General features: G+C 62.3%; 19 protein-coding genes. 7 read left to right on the top strand and 12 right to left on the bottom strand.

The genetic code is table 11. From position 1 onward, the window contains the following. Position 1 precedes the first annotated feature (1 nt). On the bottom strand, positions 2 to 1,054 hold the full coding sequence (locus EOA78_RS05455) for a nitronate monooxygenase (protein ID WP_127314228.1): 1,053 nt from the start codon (positions 1,052 to 1,054) through the stop codon (positions 2 to 4). Positions 1,055 to 1,283: 229 nt separating this feature from the next. On the opposite strand from EOA78_RS05455, the gene EOA78_RS36905 reads away from it, so the two are divergent. Continuing rightward, positions 1,284 to 1,487, top strand: coding sequence for a hypothetical protein (locus EOA78_RS36905; protein ID WP_127314227.1), 204 nt, complete (start codon positions 1,284 to 1,286; stop codon positions 1,485 to 1,487). 173 nt (positions 1,488 to 1,660) lie between these two features. Here EOA78_RS36905 and pyk read toward each other — a convergent pair whose 3' ends face one another. Further along, positions 1,661 to 3,097: a pyruvate kinase gene (pyk, locus tag EOA78_RS05445; protein WP_127314226.1), complete on the bottom strand. Its 1,437-nt coding sequence runs from the start codon at positions 3,095 to 3,097 to the stop codon at positions 1,661 to 1,663. Next, positions 3,094 to 3,540: a DUF1036 domain-containing protein gene (locus EOA78_RS05440; protein ID WP_245316137.1), complete on the bottom strand. Its 447-nt coding sequence runs from the start codon at positions 3,538 to 3,540 to the stop codon at positions 3,094 to 3,096. Before EOA78_RS05440 ends, pyk begins: the two co-directional genes overlap by 4 nt. A gap of 287 nt (positions 3,541 to 3,827) precedes the next feature. On the opposite strand from EOA78_RS05440, the gene EOA78_RS05435 reads away from it, so the two are divergent. From EOA78_RS05435 to EOA78_RS05425, 3 genes are all read left to right on the top strand, one after another. After that, positions 3,828 to 4,625 carry an N-formylglutamate amidohydrolase gene (locus tag EOA78_RS05435; RefSeq protein ID WP_127314225.1) on the top strand — a complete coding sequence of 266 codons (798 nt, stop codon included), beginning with the start codon at positions 3,828 to 3,830 and terminating at the stop codon, positions 4,623 to 4,625. A 10-nt stretch (positions 4,626 to 4,635) separates the two neighbouring features. After that, positions 4,636 to 4,944, top strand: a complete 309-nt coding sequence (locus EOA78_RS05430; RefSeq protein ID WP_127314224.1) for a DUF1244 domain-containing protein — start codon at positions 4,636 to 4,638, stop codon at positions 4,942 to 4,944. 132 nt (positions 4,945 to 5,076) lie between these two features. After that, entirely contained in the window at positions 5,077 to 6,258 is a 1,182-nt protein-coding gene (locus EOA78_RS05425) for an MFS transporter (RefSeq protein ID WP_127314223.1), read from the top strand. Here the strand turns inward: EOA78_RS05425 and EOA78_RS05420 are convergent. After that, the gene (locus EOA78_RS05420; RefSeq protein ID WP_127314222.1) at positions 6,216 to 7,127 is read right to left on the bottom strand and encodes a LysR family transcriptional regulator; all 912 of its coding nucleotides are present in this window, start codon (positions 7,125 to 7,127) and stop codon (positions 6,216 to 6,218) included. The genes EOA78_RS05425 and EOA78_RS05420 overlap by 43 nt on opposite strands. 94 nt (positions 7,128 to 7,221) lie before the next feature. Here EOA78_RS05420 and EOA78_RS05415 point away from each other — a divergent pair, with 94 nt between their 5' ends. Continuing rightward, entirely contained in the window at positions 7,222 to 8,181 is a 960-nt protein-coding gene (locus EOA78_RS05415) for an SDR family oxidoreductase (protein WP_127314221.1), read from the top strand. A 137-nt stretch (positions 8,182 to 8,318) separates the two neighbouring features. On the opposite strand, the gene EOA78_RS05410 is transcribed toward EOA78_RS05415, so the two are convergent. The 5 genes from EOA78_RS05410 to EOA78_RS05390 form a co-directional block, all read right to left on the bottom strand. Then, positions 8,319 to 8,477 (bottom strand): DUF3309 family protein, encoded by a 159-nt coding sequence (locus EOA78_RS05410; RefSeq protein ID WP_036267059.1) that lies wholly within the window; start codon positions 8,475 to 8,477, stop codon positions 8,319 to 8,321. Positions 8,478 to 8,596: 119 nt separating this feature from the next. Next, a complete protein-coding gene (locus EOA78_RS05405) occupies positions 8,597 to 11,773 on the bottom strand; it encodes an efflux RND transporter permease subunit (RefSeq protein WP_127314220.1) in 3,177 nt (1,058 codons plus the stop codon). A 2-nt stretch (positions 11,774 to 11,775) separates the two neighbouring features. Next, a complete protein-coding gene (locus EOA78_RS05400) occupies positions 11,776 to 12,957 on the bottom strand; it encodes an efflux RND transporter periplasmic adaptor subunit (protein ID WP_127314219.1) in 1,182 nt (393 codons plus the stop codon). A gap of 388 nt (positions 12,958 to 13,345) precedes the next feature. Beyond that, positions 13,346 to 15,619 (bottom strand): xanthine dehydrogenase family protein molybdopterin-binding subunit, encoded by a 2,274-nt coding sequence (locus EOA78_RS05395; protein ID WP_127314218.1) that lies wholly within the window; start codon positions 15,617 to 15,619, stop codon positions 13,346 to 13,348. Positions 15,620 to 15,621: 2 nt separating this feature from the next. Continuing rightward, positions 15,622 to 16,083 carry a (2Fe-2S)-binding protein gene (locus tag EOA78_RS05390; protein ID WP_127314217.1) on the bottom strand — a complete coding sequence of 154 codons (462 nt, stop codon included), beginning with the start codon at positions 16,081 to 16,083 and terminating at the stop codon, positions 15,622 to 15,624. A 122-nt stretch (positions 16,084 to 16,205) separates the two neighbouring features. Here EOA78_RS05390 and EOA78_RS05385 point away from each other — a divergent pair, with 122 nt between their 5' ends. After that, positions 16,206 to 16,802 (top strand): TetR/AcrR family transcriptional regulator, encoded by a 597-nt coding sequence (locus EOA78_RS05385; RefSeq protein ID WP_127314216.1) that lies wholly within the window; start codon positions 16,206 to 16,208, stop codon positions 16,800 to 16,802. Positions 16,803 to 16,816: 14 nt separating this feature from the next. On the opposite strand, the gene EOA78_RS05380 is transcribed toward EOA78_RS05385, so the two are convergent. The 3 genes from EOA78_RS05380 to EOA78_RS05370 form a co-directional block, all read right to left on the bottom strand. Then, the gene (locus EOA78_RS05380; protein WP_127314215.1) at positions 16,817 to 17,947 is read right to left on the bottom strand and encodes a patatin-like phospholipase family protein; all 1,131 of its coding nucleotides are present in this window, start codon (positions 17,945 to 17,947) and stop codon (positions 16,817 to 16,819) included. 49 nt (positions 17,948 to 17,996) lie between these two features. After that, complete coding sequence (locus EOA78_RS05375; RefSeq protein WP_164783651.1) at positions 17,997 to 18,791, bottom strand: 3-hydroxybutyrate dehydrogenase; 795 nt, start codon at positions 18,789 to 18,791, stop codon at positions 17,997 to 17,999. A gap of 153 nt (positions 18,792 to 18,944) precedes the next feature. Next, a complete protein-coding gene (locus tag EOA78_RS05370) occupies positions 18,945 to 19,637 on the bottom strand; it encodes a TetR/AcrR family transcriptional regulator (protein ID WP_127314213.1) in 693 nt (230 codons plus the stop codon). A 101-nt stretch (positions 19,638 to 19,738) separates the two neighbouring features. Here EOA78_RS05370 and EOA78_RS05365 point away from each other — a divergent pair, with 101 nt between their 5' ends. Then, the gene (locus tag EOA78_RS05365; protein WP_127314212.1) at positions 19,739 to 20,185 is read left to right on the top strand and encodes a hypothetical protein; all 447 of its coding nucleotides are present in this window, start codon (positions 19,739 to 19,741) and stop codon (positions 20,183 to 20,185) included. Positions 20,186 to 20,243 lie beyond the last annotated feature (58 nt).

The following is a 20,243-nucleotide window of genomic DNA, read 5'->3' as shown; positions in this document are numbered from 1 at the left end:
GTCATGAACCAGCTTCCGCGACGAGTTTCTCCACAAGGGCAGTTGCCGTCATCTCCCGCAATTTCGCAACGCCCTGCCCGGCCCAGATGGGCAGGAAATCAGCCCGCCTGCTTTCATCCACTGCCATCGAAAGCGGCAATGCCAGGCTCGCCTGCAACGGAAACTCCAGTGCGGCATCTTCCTCGCCAGCCATCTCCAACACAAACCGGTTACGGACCACGCGCGCCGGGCGACCAGTGAAGCAACGAGTGACCGACGTGCTCTCGTCAGAGGCTGCGCGCAACCCGGCGCGATAGACTGGCTGCACATTGGCCTCGGGGCAAGCCAGGAAGGCCGTGCCGATCTGCACACCAGATGCACCTAGTGCAAAGCTGGCAGCAATGCCGCGACCGTCGAAGATACCGCCGGCTGCAATGACAGGCACGCGCACGGCATCAACGATCTGCGGCACCAGCGCCATCGTGCCGACTGTGCCGATAGCGGGATCACCGGTGAATGTGCCGCGATGGCCACCCGCCTCGTATCCCTGAGCGATGATAGCGTTCACCCCCGCTGCCTCAATTTGCCGCGCTTCCGAGACAGTGGTGGCCGAGCACAAGAGAACACAGCCGGCCTCTTTCAGCTGCTGCACAATTTTGGTGTCGGGCAGGCCAAAATGGAAGCTGACCACCTTTGGGCGTAGCTCAAGCACAATGTCTAGGCGCTCTTCGTCGAAGCTGGGAAAGGGCTCGCACGGTTGGGGCACGGGCCCGAGGCCGACCTCGTCGTAGTAGCCGTGAAGGCGATTGCGCATGTGTTGGGCCGCCTCATCACCATGGGCTGGCACCGGATGCGCAAAGAAGTTCACATTGATCGGCCGATTGGTAGCGCGCTGTGTCGCCGTGAGCTGCTCCCGAATGGCCGCCCCTGGCAGAATGCCACATCCAAGCGAGCCAAGCCCCCCGGCATTGCTGACTGCCGCCGCGAGTTCCGGCGTGGTGATGCTGCTCATCGGCGCTTGGATTATCGGGTGTTCGATGCCGAGGAGCTTCAGAAGATCGGTGCGAGTCCACATTGGATCACCTCCTCTTTTGCCCGAAAAGACTACCTCAACTGACTTCAAGCTCAAATACGTCGGGGCTATGTGCAGATGGTGCCGCTCGGGCTACCCAAGCTCCGACATATTCACGCCGCCCATCCGGTCAGTGAATCCAGCAATCTCGTTGCTTTTACCTGTCTCGGCACTGCTTGCCCGTGAGCGCCAAGTGTGGTTTCCTGTCTGGGGGTCAGGGGGTTAGGCAATCATGATTGCAGCTTACATCGACGAATTCATAATGTTTTGCGTCGGCCTATGGATGTCAGGCATCGGCTACGGGTTTCTCCAGATGCCAAACCAATCCCAGGCTGGACAACGGGCCTGGTTGGCACGCCTTCCCAGCCATTTCAAATGGATGGGGCCGCTCTTGCTGATAATCTCGATCGTGCTCGCCGTCGCCTCACCGACTTAATTCGGTCCGGGCCAGAAAGTCGCTGCGCTCATGGTCCCATAGAGGCAAGGCGTCAGCTTGGTGAATTCGCCGGTGAGCGGCTTAAAGCCCGTCGCGTTTGAAGAGATTCATGCGACGCGCTTTGGATGTTTGTTGTCATCCCAAGATCGCTGCGCATTTTTGGGCCACTTGCATTAACCTCTGGCCTGCACATCCGACCCGACATAGGCGATGCGCAGCATGTTGGTGGAGCCCGGCGTCCTCAGCGGCACGCCGGCCGTGATGATGACCCGATCGCCCGGCTTGCCGAACCCCTCGTCCAAAGCGATGCGGCAGGCGCGGTCGACCATGTCGTCGAGGTCGATGGCGTCGGGCGAGACGACGCAATGCGTACCCCACAGAAGCGACAGCCGCCGCGCCGTGTTGACGATCGGCGACAGCGCGACGATCGGCACCTGCGGCCGCTCGCGCGCGGCGCGCAGGCCGGTCGTGCCCGACGCCGTATAGCTGATGATCGCCGACAGTTTCAGCGTCTCGGCGATTTCGCGGGCGGCGAGCGAGATGGCGTCGGCGCCGGTCGCTTCCGGCTCCGAGCGCTGCGCATTGATGATGCCGGCATAGGTCGGGTCGATTTCGACCTTGCTGGCGATGCGGTTCATCATCGCCACTGCCTCGACCGGGTAGGCGCCGGCCGCGGACTCGGCCGAGAGCATGATAGCGTCGGCGCCTTCGAACACGGCGATCGAGACGTCCGACACCTCGGCGCGGGTCGGCACCGGCGCGGTAATCATGGATTCCAGCATCTGCGTGGCGATCACCACGGGCTTGCCGGCGCGGCGCGCGGCGCGGGTGATCTGCTTCTGGATGCCGGGCACGGCTTCGAGAGGCATTTCGACGCCGAGATCGCCGCGGGCAACCATCAAGGCATCCGAAAGTTCGATGATCTCGGCCAGCCGAGCGACGGCCTGAGGCTTTTCGATCTTGGCCATGATGAGCGCCCGGCCGCGCGCGATCTTGCGCGCTTCGGCCAAATCCTCCGGACGCTGGACGAATGACAGCGCCACCCAGTCGACGCCGGTGGCCAGCACCGCGTCGAGATCCCTGCGGTCCTTTTCGGTCAGCGCGCCGACCGGCAGATCGGTGTCGGGCAGGCTGACGCCCTTCTTGTCGGAGATGCTGGTGCCGGCGACGACAGTGCAGACGATCGCCTTGCCGTCGCTCTTCACCGCCTTCAGCTCGAGCTTGCCGTCGTCGACCAAAAGGCGGTGACCGGCCTCGACCGATCTCAGGATTTCCGGGTGGGGCAGATAGACCCTGGTCGAATTGCCGGGCTCGGGATTGTCGTCGAGCGTGAAGGTCTGGCCGAGTGTCAGCGTCTCTTTGCCGTTGGCAAACTTGCCGACCCGCAGCTTGGGCCCCTGCAGATCGGCGAGAATGCCGATCGGCCTGCCGACCGCTTTCTCGACGGTGCGGATGCGACCGACAAGTGTGCGCATCAATTCATGATCGGTGTGGCTCATATTGATGCGAAACACGTCGGCGCCGGCTTCGAAGAGCCTCTTCAGCATGTCCTCGGAGGAGGAGGCCGGACCGATAGTGGCGAGTATCTTGACCTTGCGGCTGCGTCTCATTGACTGTTTGTTCCCGGGGCGGCTGGAACGCCCCCCGTTGCGGGGTCATCGGTCAGCTGGACCATCCAGCTTGCCTGCTCGCCCGTGTCATATTCCTGGAATCCGGCGCGCTGGAAGCCCCGGGCGACGCAATCGGTAACGCCGGCGATCTTGAACTCTTTTTCGGCCACGCACATGTTGATCGGGCCATCCCAGCGCCCGCCGCGCTCGGCGTCTTCTGCATAAAGATAGTAAAATCTTGATGACAGCGGCCCTTCGATTAGCGTCTTGCAGCTCGATCCCTCGATGTGCCACCAGCCTTCGGTGATCCAGCCAGCCTTGGCGCGATAGCCGATGCCGACGCCGACCAGGTTCTGCGTGGCGTTGCAGACACGGAAATCGGCGCGCGCCGGCGAGGCCGCAACCATCGCGGCGAGGCCCACAGCAAGGGTGAGGAGCGGCATGGCGAAGGCATAGCGCACGCGCGGCCTGCCGGCGGAACCCATCCTGAAATCCCTTAAGAACCACATTCGCATCTCTCAACGCCCCTTTTCGGAAAAGTCCGGGCGCATGTCAACGCGCCCTTTTGCTCAATTCCAATCGATTTAGAAAGGCTTCGGCGCACGATCTGTCGCCTTCCGCCAGATTTCCGCAGAAACCGTGGCCAAACGACGGCATTGCGTAATGATCCCCTTCGTGGAATGACGATACCATCCTCCCCGGAAGCCAGCGAACAGACCATTTTCCGCCGATGACCCGATCCACAGTTTTCGCACCTTTCGACATCGTCGAGGGCGACCGCAAGCGAGGCATCGTGCTTTTGGCCGATCACGCCCGCCGCGACTTGCCGGAAGAGTATGGCAGCCTCGGCTTGCCGGCGGCGGAATTCGATCGCCATATCGCCTACGACATCGGTGTCGAGACGGTGACGCGCGAACTGGCAGCTTTGCTCGGCGTGCCGGCGGTACTCGCCAATTTTTCGCGACTTCTGATCGATCCCAATCGCGGCGAGGACGATCCGACGCTGATCCGCCAACTCTATGACGGCACCGTCATTTCGGGAAATTATCCACTTGCGTTGAGAGAACGTGAAAGGCGGCTCGACCGCTTCTATCGGCCCTATCACGATGCGGTCGGCGCTATGGTCGCCTCGGTGGCACAGGCTTCCGCAAGTGCGCCCTTCATCTTTTCGGTACATTCCTTCACCCCGTTCATGCAGGGGCTCGTGCGCCCTTGGCATGTTGGTGTCTTGTGGGATCGCGACGACCGGGTGGCGCGACCGCTGATCGAAATGCTTGCCGAGGACAAAAGCCTTATCGTTGGCGACAACGAGCCCTATGACGGCGCATTGCGTGGCGACACCATGTTCAGGCATGCCATAGTCAACGGCTTTGCCCATGCGCTGATCGAAATCCGTCAGGACCTGATCGCCGGTCGGAAGGATGCGGTCGCCTGGGCCGAACGGCTGGCGCCTATCGTTGACGCGATCAACCGCCGTCCCGATATACATCACGTCAATCGATTCGGCTCGCGCACCGGGCTGCAGTAAGGAGGCTTCGATGACGGAACTCAGCGACGAGCAAAAACGCGATTTCGAAGCCGCCGCCTTCCGCCGGCTGGTCGCGCATCTGCGCGAACGCACGGACGTGCAGAACATCGACCTGATGAACCTCGCCGGCTTCTGCCGCAACTGTCTCTCCAACTGGTATCGCGACGCCGCGGAGGCCGAGGGCGTCGATCTCAGCAAGGACCAGTCGCGCGAGATCATCTACGGCATGCCCTATGCCGAATGGCAGGCGCTCAACCAGACTGATGCCTCCGATGCCAAGAAGGCGGAGTTCGAGGCAAGAGGCCCCAGGGATCACTAACCCGATCGGCTCTCACCAACCGAGTTCAAGCGAGTCGCTTGGCCCAAGCACTTTCAAGAACGAGCGCTTGACTGAAGATTGAATCGATCTAATTTGCCGCGCGAAGCTATTTTGGCACCGGATTCTATCACGATGGACTCGCTAAGAATCATGCAGACCGCCATTCGTGGACGATGGGCCGTGGCGGCCATCTTCCTCGCCAATGGTTTTCTGACCGGCGCCTGGGCGCCGCAGATCCCGGTGGTCCTAACCCGGCTGGATATCAGCAAATTTACGCTTGGCCTGCTGATCTTGCTGTTCGGCGCCGGCGCGGTCACAGCCATGACCTGGTGCGGCCACCTGATCTCCAGGCATGGTTCGCGCACCGTGCTGCGCTGGTTCGGTCTCATCGGCAGCTTCGGCCTGCTGGTTGTGGCGCTTGCCCCCAACGTGCCGCTGGCGGCCATAGCCATGTTCATCTTCGGCGGTTCGATCGGCGGCATGGATGTCGCTATGAACGCCAATGCGGTCGTGGTGGAACGGCGGTTGTCCCGCGCCATCATGTCGTCCTCGCACGGCTTCTGGAGCCTTGGCGGTTTCGCCGGCGGCGCTCTCGGCGGCTTCGCCATCCAGAACTACGGTCATCTCGCCCATGCGATGGTCGTGACGGCTCTCGCTTTCGCCGTGATTGCAGTGGCAGTCCGCTACCTGATTGCCGAGGATAGGCCTCAGGTGACCGACCATCACAAATTCGCGCTGCCTGGAAATCCGCTGGTCTATCTGGTCGGACTGATGGCACTGCTGACGATGATCTCCGAGGGTGCGGTGCTCGACTGGGCGGCGCTTTACCTGCAACAGGAACTCGGCACCGACCTTGCCATAGCGGGTTTGGCCTACGCCGCTTTTTCCGGCGTCATGGCGGTCATGCGTTTCGCTGGCGACGGAGTCCGCAACCGTTTCGGCGCCGTGACGACGCTTCGCGTCTCGGCGCTTGTCGCCGCCGCCGGCATGCTGGTGGCCGGGCTGGCGCCCTCGCCCTGGCTCGCCATCTCAGCCTTTGCCTTTTGCGGCTTCGGCATCGCCAATATGGTGCCGATCCTGTTTTCGGCCGGCGGCAACCAAGAAGGCATGTCGTCCGGCACCGGCATGAGCGTCGTCACCACCATGGGCTATTCCGGCATTCTGGTGGCGCCGTCGGCAATCGGCTTCATCGCCGAGCATTCAAGCTTCGGTCCAATCTTCGTGGCTTTATCGGGACTGCTGGTCGTCGTATTTTTGATGGCCGGGCTCGCTCACCGCGCCGAATTCGCGCCCGACGCAGCACCAGCCGAATAGCGCTTCAACTCCTCATAGAGGAAATCCGCGACACGGCGGATGCGCACGCTGGTGCGCACGTCCCGGTGCATGGCCAGCCATACCGGCAGCGTCGGCAGCGCGAGGCCCGGCAGCACTGCCTCCACCAGCGGATCGCGATCGGCCAGCGGCTCCTGGCCGAAGCCGATGCCGTTTCCCGCCCGCACCGCCTCCCAAAGCACGATTTGGTTGTCGGTCCTGAAGCGGAAGGCATTGCGGGTGAGCGGGACACCAGACTGGGCAAAGCCGCGAATGATCTCATCGCTGCGGTCGAAGCCTATCAGATCGTGGCCGGCAAGATCGCCGGGTTCGCGCGGACGGCCTCGCCGGTCGAGATAGGATTTTGCCGCGCAGGCGCGGAGGGGAATGTCTACCACTTTACGCGCCACCAGTTCGTTCTGCGCCGGCTTGACCATGCGGATGGCAATGTCTGCATCGCGGCGCAAGAGATTCTCGACCTGGTTCGACGCGACGATCTCGACCTCGATGCCGGGTTCCTCGGCGCCCAGCCGCGCCGTCATCTCGGGCAGGACATAGGCAGCTATCACCTCGCTGGCAGCAATGCGCACCGTGCCTTCGATCGCCTCGACCGATCCCAGCGCCAATAGCGAAAAGGCGCTTGCCTGCTCGCTCACTGCCCGGCCGCGTTCGTAGAGCGTGCTGCCGGCTTCCGTCAGCGCATAGCCGCGCCGCCCGCGCAGGAACAGGGTGACGCCGAGCGCCTGCTCCAGCTCGGCGATATGGCGGCCGAGCGTCGGCTGGCTTGCAGCCAGCTTGCGCGCGGCAGCGGACAGGCTGCCGGTTTCCGCCACTGTGACGAAACTCTTGATCAGGTTCCAATCGACTTCCATTCAAAACTGAATATCGCGTCCCCAAATTCAGTCAATTTCCATTCGTTTGCGGACGGATCATATTGTGACCGTAACGCAAACACGGAGACGAAAAATGACCAAGATCGCAATTCTGGGTGCCAATGGCCGGCTCGGCCGCGTGGTGGCCAAGGCCTTCATCGACGCTGGCTATGACGTCCGCGCCATCACCCGCAACGGCAAGATCCCGGCAGAACTGGCAGGCGCCACCGCCGTCGCCGGCGACGGCCTCGATCGCGAAGCGCTTATCCGCTCCACCGAAGACGTCGACATCATCTTCAACGGCCTCAACCCGATCTACACCGACTGGGGCAAGTGCCTGCCGATGGCCGAGAACGTCATGGCCGCGTGCCGGGCGAACGACGCATTGCACCTCGCTCCGGGCAACGTTTACAATTACGGCTCGCCGATGCCGGCGGTCATCACCGAAGACACGCTGATCCACCCGACGACCGAAAAGGGCCGCATCCGCGTCGCCATGGAAGGCCTCTTTCGCCGCGAGGCCGAAGCGGGTCGAGTGCGCACCATTCTGCTGCGGGCCGGCGATTTCTTCGGCGGCACCGGCAGCGGAGCGTGGTTCGATCTGATCGTCGCCGCCAAGATGGACAAGGGCGTCTATACCGCTCCCGGGCCGGTCGATCTCGTGCATGAATGGGCCTACCTTCCGGACTTGGCCAAGGCGTTCGTCGGGCTAGCCGAGAATCTCGACAAGCTCGGCGACTACGAAGCGCTGAACTTCCCCGGCCACGCCGTTACCGATCTCGAGATCAAGGCGGCCGCGGAAAAAGCGCTCGGGCGCACGCTGAAACTGACGTCGATGCCGTGGTGGGTGCTGCGCGCTGGCAGCCCGTTCGTTGCGATGTGGCGCGAGCTCGTCTCGATGTCCTATCTCCGCTTCGAGCCACACCAGCTGGTCTCGGCAAGGCTGGAAGGCATCATCGGCACAATCCCGCATACGCCGCTGGATAGGGCGGTGGCAGAAGCTCTCGATGCTATCGGTGTGGCCACGATTGATGGCGTTTCGAAAGCTGCCTGAAAACGGAAAGTGGTCACTACCCAAGGGATGATCCGAACCGAAGGCTCGGAAAGGACCAAAAGAAAATCAAATGCTACAGCGCTGCGCCCTCAAAAGGCGCGCAGCGCTGTACTTTGTTGAGCGCACCAAACTCCGGGTCAAATCCTGCCCATCAGCAGCAACACCAGCAGCACGATCAGGATGACGCCGACGATGCCGGAGGGACCATAACCCCAGGAACGCGAATGAGGCCATGCCGGCACCGCGCCGATCAGAATGAGGATCAGAATGATGACGAGAATGGTGCTGAGCGTCATGAGAAACTCCCCGCTTTGAGGTGTTGCATGACGGGACAATGCAAAAGGCCGCTGGGTTGTTCCCGGCGGCCTTTTCTTTGCGCGTTCAGAATACGCGCGGCGCTCCAAGCAAAGTTGGCCTATTCGGCGGCCTTCGGGAAGGCGATTGCCGGCTCGTCAAGCGAGCCCTGTCTTGCGGAGGTCTCTACAGTCGCACCGACTGTCTTGCCGCGCCGGAACACCCGACGGAAGAATGCATAGAAGCGGCTGTTCTTACTACGCGTGAACACCATCAGCATCGACGGTGTCACCACCAGCGTCAGCAAGGTGGCGAAGGACAGGCCGAAGACGATAGCCGACGACAGTGAAATCCACCATTGTGTCGACGGCGCATTGATCGTTGTCTCGTGATGGAAGATTTCGAGACCGAGGCCGAAAGCGATCGGCAGCACGCCGAGGATCGCCGACACCGCTGTCAGCACGACCGGGCGGGCACGTTCGCGGCAGGTCTGCAGAACCGCGTCCATCTTGTCCCAGCCCTCTTCGCGCAGACGGTCATAGGTATCGATCAGCACGATGTTGTTGTTCACCACCACACCGGCCAGCGCAATGACGCCGATGCCCGACATGACGATGCCGAACGCCTCTCCTGTCAACAGCAATCCCAGGAACACCCCGACCGTCGCCATGACCACGCAGGACAGCACCAGCCAGACGCTGGTGAACTTGTTGAACTGCATCAGAAGCACCAGAAAGATCAGGAAGATCGCCGCACCGAAGGCTTTGCTCAGGAAAGCGCTGGCTTCGGCGCTGTCCTCGTTCGAGCCGGCAAGCTTCCAGCGTATGCCGCTGCCGAGATCCATGTCGGCGACAGCCTGGGTGACCTCTTGCTGGACGGCCGCGACCTGCGCACCGGCGGCGACATTGGCCTGGACGACCACGGTGCGCGCGCCGTCGATGCGGTTGAGGATGCCAACCGTCGGCTCGGGCTTGCGCGCGACGAAATTCGAGATCGGCACCGACCCTTGCGAAGTCTGCACCCTGAGGTCGTCGAGCGTTGACAGCGTGCGCCGGTCCTCGGGCAGGCGCAGCCTGATGTCGACGGCGTCGTCAGCACCGGCTGGCCGGTATTCACTGAGCTTCAGCCCGTTCGTCACCAGTTGCACCACCGTTCCGACCGAGGTCGGGCTGATGCCGTATTGCGCCGCCTTGGCGCGATCGACGTCGAGCGCCCAGTCGACGCCGGGTGGCGGCAGGCCGTCTGAAATATCGATGACGCCTGGTACCTTGGCAATGCGGGCGGCGACGGCGCGCGCCTTGTCATCGAGACCTTTCGGGTCGACGGCCGAAAGCCTGATCTGGATCGGCTTGCCGGTGGGTGGGCCGGCCTCGGGCACGCGAACCTCGACATCGACGCCGGGAATGCCGGCCATGACGCCGCGCAATTCGTCCAGGATCGTGTTCGCCGATTTGCGCTCGCGCCAGTCGATGAACTCGTAATTGATCACGCCGACCACGTCTTCAGGAATGTCCTGGCCGCCGCCTTGCGTCTTGCCGACACGGGTATAGACCGATTTCACGCCTGGCCAGCCAAGAAGTCGGTTCTCGGCGGTCTTCGTGGCGGCATCCATTTCGGCGAGCGAAAGGTTGCCGCGGGCGTGCACATACAGCAGGCCGTAGTCAGGCTCGACGTTCGGGAAGAACTCGACGCCGGCGCCGTATTTCGAATAGGCAAAGCCGACACCGATCAAAAGGCCGACGGTGAGCAGAAGCACGGTGATGGGAAAGCGCACCGCCTGCTTGACCACGGCCATGTACCAGCCGTCGCGGTTGTCATTCTCGTGATGCGGGGGCGCCTTGGCGAACAAGGCGCCCAGCGCCGGCGCAAAGACCAGCGCATAAAGCATCGAGGCCGAGAGCGTGACGATCAGCGTGATCGGCATGTATTTCATGAAGTCGCCGATGATGCCCGGCCAGAACAGCAACGGCGAGAAGGCGGCGATGCGCGTCATCGTCGCGGCGATGACCGGACCGGCCATGCGTTTGGCGGCAAGGGCGAAAGCCTCTGCCTTAGGCATGCCTTCGCTCATGCGCCGCTCGGCGAATTCGGTGACGATGATGGCGTCGTCGACGAGCATGCCGACCGCCAGGATGAGGCTGAACAGCACGATCATGTTGATCGTGTAGCCCATCATGGCCAACAGCAGAATGCCGATCAGAAAGGACGATGGAATGGCCAGTCCGATCAGCAGCGATGCACGGCCCGAGAGCGCGTAGAGAATGACGATGAACACCAGGATCACGGCGATCATGACGTGATTCTGCAGATCGCCGAGCAACTGGTTGACGAAGACCGATTTGTCCTGCGTGTAGGTGACGTGCATACCTTCCGGCATGGTTTTTATGAAGGCATCGGACACGGCCCTCACCTGGGCGATCGTGTCGATCAGGTTGGAGCCGATGCGCTTCTTCACCTCGATGGCGATCGCCGGCTTGCCGTCGAGACGGGTCACCGTCTCGGCGTCCTTGAAGGTGGAGCGTACGGTGGCGATATCCTTGGCCTGCACCACGGCATTGGGGCCGGCGACGATCGGAAGCGCCGCCACGTCCTCCGGCGTCTCGATCAGCGACGGCACCTTGACCGCGTATTTGCCCTCGGATCCTTCGATGTTGCCGGCGGCGACAAGGCTGTTGGAATCGCCGACCGCACCGATCAGCTGCTCGAGCTGCAGCCCATAGGAAGACAGTTTCATCGGATCGATGACGACTTCGACGAGATCGTCGCGCGCACCTTGCAGCGCGCCTTCCAGCACGCCGGGCACCTCCTCGATGCGGTCGCGCAATTCGCGCGCCGCAGCTGTCAGCATGCGCTCGGGCACCTCGCCTGACAGCGTCACCACAAGAACGGGGAACTCGGAGATGTTGACTTCGGTGACCACAGGCTCCTCGGCCGCCTGCGGCAGGTCGGCCTTGCCGTCCTGGACCTTGCTGCGTGTGTCCTGCAAGGCCGTCGCCAGATCCGTCTGCGGCTGGAATTCGACCAGCACATAGCCGCCGCCCTGGAAGGCGGCCGAACGCATCTCCTTGAGACCTTTGAGGCTTTTCAGCTTGGCTTCCATCGGCCGCAGCAGAAGGCGTTCCGAATCCTCGGGCGAGATGCCCTGATAGATCAGGCTGACATACATCATCGGAATCGGAACGTCTGGTTCCGCTTCCTTCGGTGTCGACTGATAGGCGACCGCACCCGCAAGGATGAGGAACACCAGAACCGAAATGGTCAGCCGGGCATTGTTGATCGCGAGTTTGACGATATCCATGATTACTGCGTCCCGGCCGTCGCTTCGCCCAACAGCTTCTGGATGGTCGCCTGGTCGGCTTCGACCGGCTTGACCACTTCGCCTTCCTTCACCAGTTCCTGGCCGGCGACGATGATGCGCGCTTCGGCAGGAATGCCGCCGAGCACCAGGCCGGTTGGCGTGTCGTCGACCAGGTCGATCGGGAAAAACACGACCTTGTTGTCTTTGTCGACGGCGCGGATGCCGAGGTCGCCCTTGTCGCCGAGCGTCACCACGGAGCGCGGCAGAATGACGGCGTCGGTCGGCTGGGCGCTCAGCGCGATCTCGGCGGTCATCCCGGCCGGAATAGTGCCCTCGGGGTTGGGGATTGCGATCTCGACGCGGAAGGTGCGGGTGGCGGACGAGGCGTCGCGGCTGATATAGCGCACGGTGCCCTCGACATTCTGGCCGCTGACCAACCGTACATTCGCCTTGTCGCCGATCTTCAGATAGCCGAGATCGCGTTCGCTGACCTCGCCGCGGGCGATCACCGGATCGAGGCTCAGAATGGTCGCCACTTCGCCGCCCTGCATCACGGAACTGCCAAGCTCCACCGGCACTCGGTCGATGACGCCGTCGAAGGGCGCCTTCACTTCGTTGCGGTCAAGCTCGGCTTGCGCGGCTTCAAGTTGCGACTGGGCCAGCGTCAGGTTGGAGCGGGCCGTGTCGAGCTGCAGTTTGGGCAGATTGCCGGTTTTCGCCAACCGCAACGCCGCATCGAGTTCGGCCTGACGCTGAACCAGAAGCTGCTTGGCGTTGCTGACCGCCGAAAGCTTTTCCTCGGCTGCCAGCATCAGCACGAGGTCGCCGGTCTTGACGCGCTGTCCCTGCTTGACCGGCAGCTTGTCGATGACGCCGGCGACGCGCGTCGCCAGGACCGCGCGCTTGTCGGCTTCGGTCAGTCCGGAAATCCGGATGGCGCGCGCATAGGTACGCCTGGGCGGAGTTATGGTCGCGACGGTGCGCAGGGGCGCCTTGGGCTGTTCTGCCTCACTGGGCTTGGCCTTGCCGGCGTCAGCCGCTTTTGGCTGCTCGACCTCCCCCGCCTTGGGTTCGTTGTCGGCGGCCGCGCTGCCGACGGACGAGAACTCGCCCGTCACCATCCATGCAGCGAACCCGACAAGCACAACAATGGCTGCAAGCTTGTGAAACCTGTATTTCGGCATCGTCGTTTTTCCAGTGCGCGGGGTTCGGCCAGGCCGCGTCTTCTAACTCGGGCGCGTCGCCGATATGGGTGCGCGCAAGGCCGTGTTCAACTTGCCGTGATCGGCGAATGAGCTTCTACATCAAAGTTGCACCGCAATATAGTCAGAAAAGTTGATGGGTAATACTTCGCTGGGCAGGATGCGCCCGCCGCCATGAGGCGCGGCGGACCAGCGCAGCCGCCCATCTGCGACATAGCAGTCGGCGCAGCGCGGATACGAAAAGACCGCGTTCCTCGGCCAAACCCTTGGCTGCATCAACCGTCATGGGTGCCGTTGCCAGGCTTTCCTTTGCGGCGCGAAAGCGCCATCGAAACAGCATGGCAGCAGCTGTCAGCATGATGGGAACATTTCATGCAAAGGTCACCTCCTTCGACAAGGGCAGTGTCCGGATGCGCTTGCCTGTCAGTGCGAAGATGGCGTTGGCGAGTGCCGGTGCCGCCGGCGGCGTGCCGACTTCGCCGACGCCGCCCATCTTGTGAAAATTCTCCAGGATGGCGACTTCGAACGCCGGGCACTGGAGGATGCGCATCGCATCGTAATCGTGGAAATTCGACTGTTCGACCATGCCGCCGGCGAAAGTAATCTCCTGACCCATCGCCGCCGACAGGCCATAGATGGCGGCGGAGATGAGTTGCGCCTCGATGATATCAGGATCGAGTGCGGTGCCGACATCGGCGGCGATCCATCCCTTCTCAATGCGAATTCCGGACGGCGTGTCGGCGACCTGGACGATCTCGCCGACCCAACTGCCGAAAGACAGCGTGAACGCGATGCCCTTGGCCTTGCCGGCGGGCAGCGTCTCGCCCCATTTCGCCATTTCGGCGACCTTCTCGACCACCTTCACCGCTGCCGGATAGGCAGCCATCAGCTTCTTGCGCAGATCGACCGGGTCGGTTTTCCCGGCGACTGCGATCTCGTCCAGAAATCCTTCATGGAAGAAACCGTTGATCGAACTGCCGACCGATCGCCACGAGCCAACGGGGATCGAGACGGGTGCGGCGACGCCGGTCACCCGGTAGTTCGGGATCGTATAGGGCTGGTTATGGGCACCGTCGACGATGGACTTGTCGGGCCCGAGCGGCGACATCGAGGGAAACAGCCGGCGCAAGGTGCTGGCTATCAGGGATGGCGAAGCGATTGTCATGTCGACGGCAACCGGCATGCCGTCGTTGCCAAGCCGCGCCTGGAATTTGCCGACGGAAGCCGGCCGGTAGGCGTCGTGGCGCATGTCCTCCTCGCGCGTCCAAATCACCTTGATCGGCCGGCCTGCCGTTTCTTTCGCCATCAGCGCGGCACAGAGCGCATAATCCACCTCGACACGTCGGCCGAAGCCGCCGCCCATGAAGGTGGTGTGGACGCTGACCTTGTCCTGCTCGATGCCGACAGCATTGGCGCAAAGCTGCCGCACCAAGGTCGGCGCCTGATTGCCGCACCAGATGTCTAGGACGCCGTCCTTCAACCGCGCCGTGGCGTTCATCGGCTCCATCGTCGCATGTGCCAGAAAAGGCACCGCATAGTCAGCCTCGACGATCTTTTCGCGCGGCGCGTCGGCGAAGGCGGTATCGACATCGCCATCGTCGCGCATCACCGACCCTTTTGTGCCGAGCGCCTGCTTCAGCACCTCTGAAATGCCGGCGCTATCCAGCGGATATTCGGGATCGGCCCATTCGGTGTCGATCGCCTCCGCCGCCTTGAACGCCGCCCAGGTGTTTTCGGCGATGATGCCGAAGCCGTGGCCGTAATTCGTGTCGATCGGCACGATCTTGATCACGCCAGGCATTTTCTCAGCCTTTGAGAAACCGGCCTTGACCGGCTTGGCCCAGAAGCGCGGGCTCATCTTGACCGTGCCGTACAGCATGTCCGGCAAGGTCACGTCGATGCCGAAGATCGGCGCCCCGGTGACCTTGGCCGGCATGTCGATGCGTTTTTGCGGTTTACCGAGCAGTTTCCAGTCGGCTTTGTCTTTGAGCCTGATTTCCGCGGGCGGCGCCATCGTCGCAGCGGTCGCGGCGACCGCGCCATAGGTCAGCGACTTGCCCGACGCCTTGTGCAGGATCGAGCCATTGGCCGTTTCCAGATCGGCAGCAGCTATACCGAGCTTTTGCGCGGCCGCTGCAATCAGCATCTGCCGCGCAGCGGCGCCGGCCTGCCGCATCTTGTCGAAACCGTCGCGCGTCGAGGCCGAGCCGCCGGTGCCTTGGAGGGCGAGGAATTTTCCGACCACGCCCATGCCGGCGCGCACTATTTCCGCCGTCATGCTTTCGTCGAAGAAGGCGAACGGACCGCCCTCTTCCAGGATCGCTGAGTTGTAATAGGCGTAGGAGGCCGGGCCGTGCTCGACCTTGACCTGATCGAGCCCGACATCGAGCTCTTCGGCAACCAGGGCGGCAAGCGTCGTCGAGATGCCTTGGCCCATCTCGGCACGCGGCGCGATGATGGTGATCGTGTTGTCGGCGCCGATCTTCACATAGGGGTTGAAGGTCGCTTCGTCAGCGGCGAGATCGCCTTCCAGCGGATTCGGATAGGGTTTGCGGTAGTAATAGTAGCCGACGGCGACACCGCCCGCGATGGCAGCCGCGCCGATGAGAAACGTGCGGCGGGCGATCTTTCCGAGACTGGCCATGGTCAGATCCCCGCCGTCTTGAGGACGGCCGCTCGTTTGATCGCCGCGCGGATCTTCGGGTAGGTGCCGCAGCGGCAGAGATTGCCGCCCATGGCATTGTCGATGTCGGCATCGGTCGGCTCGGCAACCTCGTCGAGCAGCGCCACCGCGCTCATGATCTGGCCCGCCTGGCAGTAGCCGCATTGGGCGACCTGCACTTCCAGCCATGCCTGCTGTACCGGATGCAGTCTGCCTTCGGTGCCGATGCCTTCGATCGTGGTGACCGTGCCGGTGACCTCACCGACCGGCAATGAACAGGAGCGCACCGGCTGGCCATCGACATGCACCGTGCAGGCGCCGCAGGCGGCAATGCCGCATCCGAACTTCGGCCCGGTCTTGCCCATGAGATCGCGCAGCGCCCACAGCAGCGGCATTTCGGGATCGGCATTGATGTCGAATGCCTGCCCGTCGACGGTGAGGCGCATGGGGAATACCCTTTGTTGTCGTCCGCAGCCCAAGGCGAAAGGCCGGTCGGCCATTTCGTCCTATACATCTTGACAAATTACGTCATTTTGTCAACAGAGCTTTTGCAGGATAAGGTTGCAGCATGATTGAGTCCGAGGACATCGCCACCGACCCCAAGCGCGCCCGCATTCTGGAGGGCGCGCTGAAGGTGTTTCTGGCCTATGGTTTCGCTCGCACCACCATGGACGACATTGCGCGTGCCGCCGACATGTCGCGGCCGGCGCTTTATCTCCAGTTCAAGAATAAGACCGACATTTATCGCGCCATCGCGCTGATGCTGCTTTCCCGCTCGCTCGAGCAGGCGAAAACGGCGCTCGCCGGCGAAGAACCATTTGCCGAGCGCACGATGCGGGCCATCGACGAGGCACTGATCTCGATGACGCGGGCCGTCAATGCCTCGCCGCATGGCGCCGAACTCCTTGACATGAAGTCGAGCCTCGCCGATCTGATCGGCTGCTGGCGCGGCCGGTTTGCCGAGCTTATCGCCGCAGCGATCCAGAGCGAAGCCGGACGCAATGGCGTCGACCTGACCGCCAGGGGCTTGTCGGTAAAACTGCTCGCCGACATGCTGCTCGACGGGCTGGATGGCATGAAGATGCGTATCAGCGATCCGGACGAGCAACGGCAGGCGGCGGCTGCGCTGATCAAGGTGATCGATCTGGCCTTGCAAAAAAGCTGACAATCCAAAACGCCTCAGGCTTGGCGACGCGCTGCCTCGGGCTTCTTGCGGGCCGCGAGGAACTCCTTGACCCGCCGGCCCGGTGCCGGACCACGCATCGGCTTGAAGCCGTCGTCGAGCTCGCCTGAGAGATCAAGCGTCGGCCGTTTGCCGACGGCGTCGTAATTCTCCTCCAGCCAATCGCTGGCGGCAGTGCGGCCAAGGTCGCGCAGATAGGTCAGGAACGCCCATTCGGCATTGACCTTGGACGATGCCGACAGATCCTTGAACGCCTCGTCGGCATCGATGCGGTGCATGCGGATGTCGCGGTATTCGCCGTGCGGCAACCGGCCGGCGGCGATCAGCTCCTTGACGAAGGCGATCGAACGGAATTCGCGCAGCAGCCCGGCATTGAAAGTGATCTCGTCGATACGATTCTGGATTTCGTTGGCGCTCTTCGGCGTTCCCTCGCGGACCACCGGATTGATCTGCACCAACAGCACGTCCTCAGTGGCAGCCGTCTTGAAGAACGGGAATAGCGCCGGATTGCCGCCATAGCCGCCATCCCAGTAGGGCACTCCCTTGATCTCGACAGCGCGGAACAGCTGCGGCAGGCAGGCCGACGCCATCACCGTGTCGAGATCGATCTCGCCATCCGAAAAGACGCGCAACTGCCCGGTCTCGACGTTGGTCGCGGAGATGAAGAGCTCCATCGACTTGCAGGCGCGCACATTGCCGAAATCGATCTCCTGTTCGATCACGTCGCGCAGCGGGTTGAGACCCAGCGGGTTGGCAACATAGGGCGAGAACACCCGCGACATGGTGTCGAAAAAGAGATAGCCCGGCGTATTCTCGATCGACCAGTTGCCCCAGGCCACGTCCCACGGCATGCGCTGTACCGGGCTGAACCGGCCCTTCAGCGCCACCGCGCGCCAGAAATCGTCGAGCTTCTGCCGCGCCCCCTCGACGCCGCCTCGGACGAAGCCGTCGGCCAGCGCCACCGCGTTCATCGCGCCGGCGCTGGTGCCCGAAACCGCCGCGATGTCGAGCCGTCCGTCCTCCAGCAGCTGGTCGAGCACCCCCCAGGAGAAGGCGCCGTGCGAGCCGCCGCCCTGCAGCGCGACGTTGATCTTCTTGGGCTCCTCCACCTTGCCGTTTGTCGTCATGGCGTTGCCCTTGATTTGTCGGCCAGATTTGTTTCGCGCAGCAAATTCACTAGGCGGTCCAGCCGCCGTCGACCGAAATATGCGTGCCGTTGATCTGCGCTGCTGCATCCGAACACAGGAACACCGCGGCAGCGGCAACTTGCTCGACCGTGACGAATTCCTTGGTCGGCTGCTTTTCGAGCATGACCTCGCGGATCACAGTGTCGCGGTCCATCTTGTTCGCCTTCATCTGGTCGGGGATCTGCGCCTCGACCAGCGGCGTCAGCACATAGCCGGGGCAGATGGCGTTGCATGTGATCTTGTCGCGCGCCAGTTCCAAGGCGACGGTCTTGGTCAGCCCCATGATGCCGTGCTTGGCCGAGACATAGGCCGACTTGAACGGCGAGGCGACCAGCCCGTGGGCCGAGGCGATGTTGACGATCCTGCCGCCACCGGCTTGCTTCATCAGCGGGATCGCGGCGGCGATGGTGTGGAAGGCCGACGACAGATTGATGGCGATGATCGCGTCCCACTTCTCGATCGGAAATTCTTCCACCGACGCGACATGCTGGATGCCGGCATTGTTGACCAGGATGTCGACCGAGCCGAAGGTCTTGGCTGCCTTTGCGACCAGCGCCCGGCATTCGGCCGGCTTCGACATGTCTGCTTTGATGTAGGCGGTCTTCACGCCGTGATGTTTGGCGATCGCATCGGTGATGGCCTGGTCGTCGGCCGTGTCGGAAAAGGAATTGACGACGATGTTGCACCCTTCCGCTGCGAGCGCATGGGCGATGGCCAGCCCGATGCCCGAGGTGGAACCGGTGACGATGGCGGTTTTTCTGCTGGGCAAGGCGAGATCCTTCAGTGGGGTGCTAACGCAAGCATATTGCAGTGCAGCATATATGTCTCGTGTGGCGCAAGAACAGCGGCACGGATTGGCGCTGACATGAAATTTTTGTCATGAATGAGGACACCCTCACTCGAAGTTGTGGCCTGACGGACAGTGTGTAAACAGTTGTCAGCGATCCCGGGTAGCTACTTCGGGGTGCTCCTGAGATTGCGCTTTGGATGAAATCGTCATCCGGCTCATGAAAAGGTGGAGAGCTCTCCGCGCGGCGAGGGATGGCGGCTCGGACGGATGCCACTCCGGGAAATGACCATCGATTGCCATGCGTGCCAATCCGTAGACAAATGCGCGCGCGGCAAGCATCAGATGATCGAAGTCGGTGTCCGGAGCGAGCCGACCTTGCTGTTGCGCTTGGGTCAGCAGATCGATCATCTTCCGGCGAATGGCTTCATTCTGATCACGAAGACTATCCGACGCATCGAAATCGATCAGCGTTCGAGAACTGATGATCTGGAAGTGCGTGGGATTGCTGATCGCCCATTCCAGATAGCCCTGTCCGATTGCTTCAAAGGCCACAATGGGATCCGCGCTGTCGACTTTGGACTGTGCATTGGCAACGGCCTCGGTCAGCCGGTTCATCGCCTGTTCGGCGACTGCGGTCAGCAGTGCTGTTTTCGACCGAAAATGGCGAAATGGCGCGCCAGGCGAAACGCCGGCACGCTTTGCGGTCTCGCGCACAGACACATGCTCTGCTCCGCGTTCCTCGATGATCTCCACGGTTGCCGCGATCAAGGCCTCGACCACATTGCCGTGATGATAGCGCTTGGGGTTGGCGGCTTCGCTGGAATCCGTGGTGTTGGTCATGCGCTCCCATTAGCACGGGGCCGAAATGTAATCACCGATTATTTTCTTGCGCGCCAGCGATTCATATGTAATCAGTGATTACAACATCAACGGAGGTTACCATGCTTCGCATCATCGCAACGACTGCCCTCGCTTTCTCCCTATTGTCGCTCGGGTCTGCCCAGGCCGAAGATCGGCCAACTCTGGAAATCGTCTGGCCGGTGGCCGGTTCGGTCATCGAACTCGGTAATGATCCCGAGAAGGCGATAGGCGTCGTCGTCAGGACCAACTTCACGCTGCTGCCAGCGGGTGAATGCGACGGCGTCAGCCAATGCGGCCACGTGCATATGAAGATCGATCCCGCCGGAGATACCTGCAACATCCCCGGCAAGCCGTACAACAGCATGAACAGCGACTTTGGCGGCGATCTTATCAAGGCTCGTTTCGGCCATTGTCCGGATGCCGCCGGCAAGCACGTGATCGGCGTCCTACTTGCCGATGATCATCACAAGCCCATTCTTGTGGACGGCAAACCCGTTACCGCGCTGGTGACGGTGACGACGAAATAGCGTGGCCGGAGCCCCCAGCCTCATTCGAGGCGGAGATGTTCTGCCACGGACTGCTGTT

This window comes from Mesorhizobium sp. M5C.F.Cr.IN.023.01.1.1 (assembly GCF_003997585.1).
Taxonomy (GTDB): Bacteria; Pseudomonadota; Alphaproteobacteria; order Rhizobiales; family Rhizobiaceae; genus Mesorhizobium; species Mesorhizobium wenxiniae.
This window is presented reverse-complemented; position numbering and strand designations above follow the sequence as displayed.